7 protein-coding genes are annotated in these 6,478 nt (G+C 72.8%); 1 reads left to right on the top strand and 6 read right to left on the bottom strand.

Annotated elements, in window-relative coordinates:
• The 6 genes from ccsA to hemL form a co-directional block, all read right to left on the bottom strand.
• Positions 1-792, bottom strand: a 792-nt coding sequence (gene ccsA, locus E1166_RS28670) for a cytochrome c biogenesis protein CcsA (RefSeq protein ID WP_132342993.1), incomplete at its 3' end; no start/stop codon positions are given.
• Positions 792-2,393 carry a cytochrome c biogenesis protein ResB gene (locus E1166_RS28675; protein WP_132342994.1) on the bottom strand — a complete coding sequence of 534 codons (1,602 nt, stop codon included), beginning with the start codon at positions 2,391-2,393 and terminating at the stop codon, positions 792-794. The genes ccsA and E1166_RS28675, both read right to left, overlap by 1 nt.
• On the bottom strand, positions 2,393-3,283 hold the full coding sequence (locus tag E1166_RS28680) for a cytochrome c biogenesis protein CcdA (RefSeq protein WP_132342995.1): 891 nt from the start codon (positions 3,281-3,283) through the stop codon (positions 2,393-2,395). The genes E1166_RS28675 and E1166_RS28680 overlap by 1 nt, the downstream gene beginning before the upstream one ends.
• Positions 3,283-3,861 carry a TlpA disulfide reductase family protein gene (locus E1166_RS28685; RefSeq protein WP_132342996.1) on the bottom strand — a complete coding sequence of 193 codons (579 nt, stop codon included), beginning with the start codon at positions 3,859-3,861 and terminating at the stop codon, positions 3,283-3,285. The genes E1166_RS28680 and E1166_RS28685 overlap by 1 nt, the downstream gene beginning before the upstream one ends.
• Positions 3,861-4,508, bottom strand: coding sequence for a histidine phosphatase family protein (locus E1166_RS28690; RefSeq protein WP_132270792.1), 648 nt, complete (start codon positions 4,506-4,508; stop codon positions 3,861-3,863). Before E1166_RS28690 ends, E1166_RS28685 begins: the two co-directional genes overlap by 1 nt.
• A 107-nt stretch (positions 4,509-4,615) precedes the next feature.
• Positions 4,616-5,971, bottom strand: a complete 1,356-nt coding sequence (hemL, locus tag E1166_RS28695; RefSeq protein WP_132342997.1) for a glutamate-1-semialdehyde 2,1-aminomutase — start codon at positions 5,969-5,971, stop codon at positions 4,616-4,618.
• Positions 5,972-6,112: 141 nt separating this feature from the next.
• On the opposite strand from hemL, the gene E1166_RS28700 reads away from it, so the two are divergent.
• Positions 6,113-6,445 carry an STAS domain-containing protein gene (locus E1166_RS28700; RefSeq protein ID WP_132270794.1) on the top strand — a complete coding sequence of 111 codons (333 nt, stop codon included), beginning with the start codon at positions 6,113-6,115 and terminating at the stop codon, positions 6,443-6,445.
• Positions 6,446-6,478: the final 33 nt, after the last annotated feature.

The raw sequence follows: 6,478 nt of genomic DNA on the forward strand, positions 1-6,478 counted from the left end.
CCAACCCCAGGCCCGGCCCCACGCCGCCTCCGCCCAGATCGCGCCCGCGATCACCGCGAACGTGAACAGCGGGAACGAGAAGGCGTGCAGCGCGAAGGTCAGCCGCTCCAGGCCGGCCGCCGCCGGCAGCCGGCGGGCCAGGGTGTACGGGAAGCTGCGCCGGCCCTGTTCGTACCCGTTGCGCATGAGGAACGCGACCGCCGGGACGACACCCAGCAGGAAGATGCCCGAGGCGACCACGATCGTCGAGACGTGGATGATGAACCAGTACGACTGCAGTGCCGGCATCAGCGGCACCACCTGGACGTAGAGCTTCAGCTCCGCGAAGGCCAGCAGCAGCACCATGACCAGGGTGAGGAAGAGCCCGAGCCGGCGCAGCGACGGGCGCTTGACCAGCACCGCCAGCCAGGCGACGGTCCCGATCCAGGTGACCGTCAACACGTACTCGTACATGTTGCCCCAGGGCATCCGCTCGGCGGCGATGCTCCGGGTGACCAGCGAGGCCAGGTGCAGCACGGCGGCGAGCCCGGTGAGTCCGACGGCCGTCCAGCCGGCGAGCCGGGCCCGCTGCGCCGACCGAGCCGGCGCGCTCGTGACGGGAGCGGGGGGCGTGGCGGGCGGCGCGGCGTTGCCTCCGGCCGCGCCGATCCCGGCGCCGACCAGTTCGCGGGCCGGTGCCCCCGCCGAGACGGCGCGGGCGTTGCCGAGCGCGTACTCGACGGCATGACTGATCATCGCGAGCAGGTACGCCAGGATCGCGACCGTCACCAGCTGGTCGGACAGCTCGGCCATCACTCGCCCCTCCCTCGCGTCCGCCCGTCGTCGCGCACCGCGGCGACGAGCTGGGCGAACTCGTCGGCGAACCCCGGATGCTCGGTACGTGGCAACCCACCGGCCCGCACCAAACTACTACCGCTCGTCGGAGATCCACTCCCGGGGTCGGCCGGGACCACCCGGAACCAGACCCGGCGACGCCGGACGAACAGCGAGGCCATCAGGCCGGCGAGCAGCACCACGCAGGCCACCAGCAGCAGCGTCTGGCCCGGGTCGTGCCGCACCGACAGCGTGACGTACGGCTTCGTGCCCAGGAACTCCAGCGTGCTGCCGTCGTCCAGGGTCCACTTCTCGCCGACGCCCAGCTTCGCGTCACCGATCTGCTTGAGCCTGCCGTTCCTGACCTGCCGCTGGTCGAGCTGGTAGACCGAGCCGGGGATGCCGGCGTCCAGGCCCAGGTTCCCCCGGTACGCCACCAGCACCACCGCCGGGTTGCGCTCGGTGGGGAACCGCGACGACGTGAACGGCGGGGTCTCCGGCGCGGTCGGCAGGTAGAGCCCCTCGAAGGCGATCTGCTGGGCGGGGTCCCGCTTCCCGGTCGCCGGGTCGACGTTGGCGTCCGGGAAGGCCGCCACGCCCTCGCTGGTGATGTTCGCATCCCCGGTGGTCAGGAACGGCACCGCGCTGGTCTGGCTGCGGCCGTACCGGTCGGTGTACTTCAGGATCGGGGCGTACCCGTGGCCGAGCAGGTAGACGTTGGCCGAGCCGAGCCGCAGCGGCGAGTTGACCGAGAAGGACGCCTGCCGGGTGGATCCGGTCAGCTCGTCCACGGTCACCGTGGCCCGGTAGCTCTCCGGCTGCCCCGACGGGTGGAACCGGGCGTCGAAGTCGTCCAGGGTCAGGCAGAAACGCGGCAGGTCGCCGCTGTCCACCCGGGGACCGAGTGACGCCTCGGCGTACTGCTGGCGGGTGTTGCAGAACTCCTCGCCGGCCACCAGCAGCCGGTTGCCGTGCCAGCCGTACCAGGAGCCGAGCACCACCCCGAGCAGGACGGCGACCAGCGAGGCGTGGAAGAGCACGTTGCCGGTCTCCTTGAGGTACCCCTTCTCGGCGGAGACCTCGTTGCCGCGTACCTCGACCCGCCAGCGACGGCGGCGCAGCACCGCGGCGATCGCCGCCGGGTCGGCGGCGGCCGGGGCCTCCAGCACCGCGTGCTGGGGCAGCCGCTCCAACCGCTTCGGGGCCGCCGGTGGGCGGGACCGCAGGGCGCGCAGATGGTCCCGCATCCGAGGCAGGATGCAGCCGACCAGCGAGGTGAACAGCAGCAGGTAGATCGCGGAGAACCAGACCGAGCCGAAGACCTCGAACCCGCCGATGCGGTCCAGCTGCGGGGCCAGGTCCGGATGGTCGCGGAAGTACCGGTTGACCTGTTCCGGGTTCACCCCGCGCTGCGGCAGCACCGAGCCGGGGATCGCGGCGACGGCGAGCAGGAAGAGCAGCACCAGCGCGGTACGCATGCTGGTGAGCTGCCGCCAGGAGTTGCGCAGCAGGGCCAGCACCGGGTTGGGCCGCCGGGGCGCCCCGGCCGGCGCGACCGGCCGGTCGTCCACGGTCGTCATCAGATGCTCACCTCGCCCACGCCCACGGTCGTCTGCAACCAGATGACGACGTTCCGCCAGCCGCCGGTGATCAGCGCGAGGCCGATCAGGATCAGCAGCGCCCCGCCGATCCGGGTGACCCACCGGCTGTTGCGCCGGACCGCGCGGAAGACCCCGAGCAGGCGCTGGAAGCCCAGCCCGAAGGCGACGAACGGTACCCCCAACCCGAGGCAGTACGCCACGGCCAGCACCACCGCCCGGTCGGTCTGCCCGCCGGTGGCGGCCATACCGAGCACCGCGCCGAGGGTCGGGCCGGTGCACGGCATCCAACTCAACGCGAAGACCGCGCCGAGCACCGGGGCGCCGAGCAGCCCGGCCGCCGGGAGCCGGTTGATCCGGAACTCCCGCTGCATCCCGGGCAGCACCCCGAGGTAGCCGAGGCCGAGCAGGACGACCAGCACGCCCACCACGACCTGGAAGGTCCGCTCGTAGTCGAAGAAGATCCGGCCGAATCCGGCGAAGAGGATCGCGGTGGCGGTGAAGACGAAGGTGAACCCGGCGATGAACAGCAGCGTCCCGGCGAGCACCCGGCCCTTGACCAGGACCGTCGGCCGGCTCTCGGCCCGGGTCGCGACGGCCACCCCGGCACCGGCCTCGTCCGCCCGGTCCGGTGAGCCGGCGTCCGGCCCCGCGTCCTTTGGGTCCGGTGGGCCGGCGCCGGCCGGTGCGGCGGTGCGGCGGATGCGGCCCTCCAGGTCAACGCCGGCCAGCCCGGTCACGTACGACAGGTAGCCCGGCATCAGCGGCAGCACGCACGGGGACAGGAAACTGACCAGTCCGGCGAGCGCCGCCGCGCCGACGGCCAGCAGCAGCGGGCCGGACTCGGCCAGCTCGCGGAAGGTGTCGCCCATCAGCGTGAACCGGACGCCGGCTGCTCGGCCGCGATCCGCTCGACGATCGGCTGGAGACCGTCCTGCTTGACGGCGGCCCGGATCACCGTGGTGATCCGGCCCTGCCGGTCCAGCACGACGGTGGCCGGGACGTTGTTCGGCGGGATGTCCAGGGCGAGTGCCAGCCGGCTCCCCGGGTCGAAGAGGCTCGGGTAGCTCACCCGGCCCTGCTCGAAGGCGATCGCCTTGTCCTTGCTGTCCTGCACGTTGATGCCGAGGAAGGTCACCCCGGCGGCCTTGGTGGCCTGGTAGGTCGCCTCCAGGTCGTCGGCCTCGGCTCGGCAGGGCGCACACCAGGAGCCCCAGAAGTTCAACACCACCACCTGGCCGCGGGCCTGGGCGACGTCGTACCGGCCGCCGGCGAGCAGGTCACCGGCGATCTTCGGGGCGGCGGAGCGCTGCTCCGGCGCGCACTCGACCACCCCCCCGTTGGTGGCGCAGCGGCGCTCCGGGCTGTCGTCGTCGGAGGAGCAGCCGACCAATCCCGCGGTGGCGGCGACGGCGGCGAGCGTTACGGCGAGCGTCCTCCGGGTGAACATCAGGCCCCCTTGGCCGTCCTGGCTGTCGGCGAGATGGCGATCAGGTGCGCGGCCGGCTCGCTGTAGCCGATGCCGGCGACCTTCGCGCCGTCGAAGTGGAACGAGGTGAGGCTGGCCAGCCCGCACTGGCGGCGGCGCGGGTCGTGCCAGAGCCGCTTGCGCTCGACGTACCGGCGCAGCGTCCAGATGGGCAGTTGGTGCGAGACGAGGACGGCCTCCCGCCCCTCGGCGGCGATCCGGGCGGCGTGCAGGGCGGCGAACATCCGCTCGGCGATGGCCCGGTACGCCTCACCCCAACTCGGGGTGACCGGGTCGCGCAGCACCCACCAGTTGCGGGGGTCACGGAACGAGCCGTCACCCGGCGAGACCTTCTTGCCCTCGAACCAGTTGGCGCTCTCGATCAGCCGTTCGTCCACCCCGACCGGCAGCCCGAACTGGGCGGCGATCGGCTCGGCGGTCTGCTGGGCGCGCTCCAGCGGGCTCGCCACCACGTGGGCGACCTCCCGCTCGGCGAGCGCCTGCGCGGCGGCCTTGGCCATCTGCACGCCGAGTTCCGAGAGGCGGAAACCCGGCAGCCGGCCGTAGAGGATGCCTTCCGGGTTGTACACCTCGCCGTGCCGGAGCACGTGCACCACGGTCCTGCTCACCGCTGCGTCCCTTTCGCTCGCGACTGCGGGGCTCGCAAACCCGGCTCACTCCTCGCGCTCACCGCTGCGTCCCCTTCGCTCGCGACTGCGGGGCTCGCAAACCCGGCTCACTCCTCGCGCTCACCGCTACCCCCGTTGGCTGCCACGGCTGCCGCCCGCGCCGCCGCCGGCAGCGCGGCGGCGATCTGCTCACAGGCGGCGTCGTCGATCGCCGCCGACACGAACCAGGACTCGAACGCGCTCGGCGGCAGGTAGACGCCGGCGGCGAGCATCGCGTGGAAGAACGCCTTGAAGGCGGGCACCTGCTGGGTACGCGCGGTGTCGTAGTCGACCACCTCCGCGTCGGTGAAGAAGATCGAGAACATGTTGCCGGCGTACGACAGCCGGTGCGGAACCCCGGCGGCGGCCAGCGCGTCGGCGGCGAGCTTGCCCACGACGGCGGCCGTCTCGTCCAGCCGGCGGTAGAGCGCGTCGTCGGCGAGCCGCAGGGTGGCCAGGCCGGCGGCGCACGCCAGCGGGTTACCGGAGAGGGTGCCGGCCTGGTAGACCGGACCGGCCGGGGCGAGCCGTCCCATGACCTCGGCGCGCCCGCCGAACGCCGCGGCGGGCAGGCCACCCCCCATGACCTTCCCGTACGTCCACAGGTCGGCCTGCGACGGGTCCAGCCCGTGCCAGCCGGCGCGGGAGACCCGGAACCCGGTCATCACCTCGTCGACGATGAGCAGCGCGCCGTGCGCGTGCGCGATGGCGGCGAGGCGCTGGTTGAAACCGTCACGTGGCGCGACGACGCCCATGTTGCCGGCGGCGGCCTCGGTGATGACCGCGGCGATGTGCGCGCCCTCGGCGGCGAAGACCTGCTCCACCGCGGCGATGTCGTTGTACGGCAGCACGATGGTGTCGCCGGCCGCCGCGCCGGTGACACCGGGCGAATCGGGCAGGCCGAGGGTGGCCACGCCCGAGCCGGCGGCGGCGAGCAGCCCGTCGGAGTGGCCGTGGTAGCAGCCGGAAAACTTGACGATCTTGGAGCGGCCGGTGAAGCCTCGGGCCAGCCGGATCGCCGACATGGTCGCCTCGGTACCCGAGTTGACCAGACGGACCTGCTCGACCGGGGTACGCGCGACGATCTCGGCGGCCAGCTCGACCTCGCCCGGGGTCGGGGCGCCGAAGCTGGTGCCCAGCGCGGCGGCGGCCTGCACCGCCTCGACCACCGCCGGGTGGGCGTGGCCGAGGATCAGTGGCCCCCAGGAGCAAACCAGGTCGACGTAGCGCCGACCGTCGGCGTCGTACAGCCAGGGGCCCTCCCCCCGGACCATGAAGCGCGGGGTGCCACCGACGGCCCGGAAGGCGCGCACGGGGGAGTTGACCCCGCCGGGCACGAGGGCCGTGGCGCGGTCGAACAGGGCCTCGGAGGCCGGCGCGTCGGCCGGGTAACGGCCGGATCCGGCGGAAAAGGTATCGGTCACGATGCGGCCATTGTTACAGCGCCGCAGTGCGAATGGGCAGCCACCCCTGCTGCGGGTTACCAGACTCACCCGTGGGACAGACCTGACCCGGGGTGCAGCGCCCGCCGGGCCGAGACACGGAGATCGCGATAGGCTGGCCGGGTGGATCGTGCCGAACTGTCCATCACGGTACACCGGTCGGGCGACGAAGCCGTGCTTCGCCTCGCCGGTGAGATCGACATGCTCACCGCCGGTCAGCTGTCAGCCGTCGTGAACGAGGTGCTGACCGATCCCCCACCGCGCATCGTGCTGGATCTGGGCGGTGTCACCTTCTGCGACTCCCAGGGGCTGGGCACGCTCGTCGTGCTCAGCCGCAAGGCCAGTCACGCGCAGACCCTGCTGGTGCTCAGCAACGTCGGCGACTTCCTGCTGCGCGTCCTGGACATCACCGGGCTCCGCTCGGCCCTGATGATCCGCAACGAGACCGCCCCCTGACCCGCCGTCGCCGCCCGGACAGGTGGGGCGGCG

This window comes from Micromonospora sp. KC213 (assembly GCF_004348325.1).
Lineage (GTDB): Bacteria > Actinomycetota > Actinomycetes > Mycobacteriales > Micromonosporaceae > Micromonospora.

Excerpts from the sequence above, each read along its gene's own strand:
- E1166_RS28675 (WP_132342994.1), bottom strand. The coding sequence starts at position 2,393 with ATGACGACCGTGGACGACCGGCCGGTCGCGCCGGCCGGGGCGCCCCGG.
- E1166_RS28685 (WP_132342996.1), bottom strand. The coding sequence starts at position 3,861 with ATGTTCACCCGGAGGACGCTCGCCGTAACGCTCGCCGCCGTCGCCGCC.
- E1166_RS28680 (WP_132342995.1), bottom strand. The coding sequence starts at position 3,283 with ATGGGCGACACCTTCCGCGAGCTGGCCGAGTCCGGCCCGCTGCTGCTG.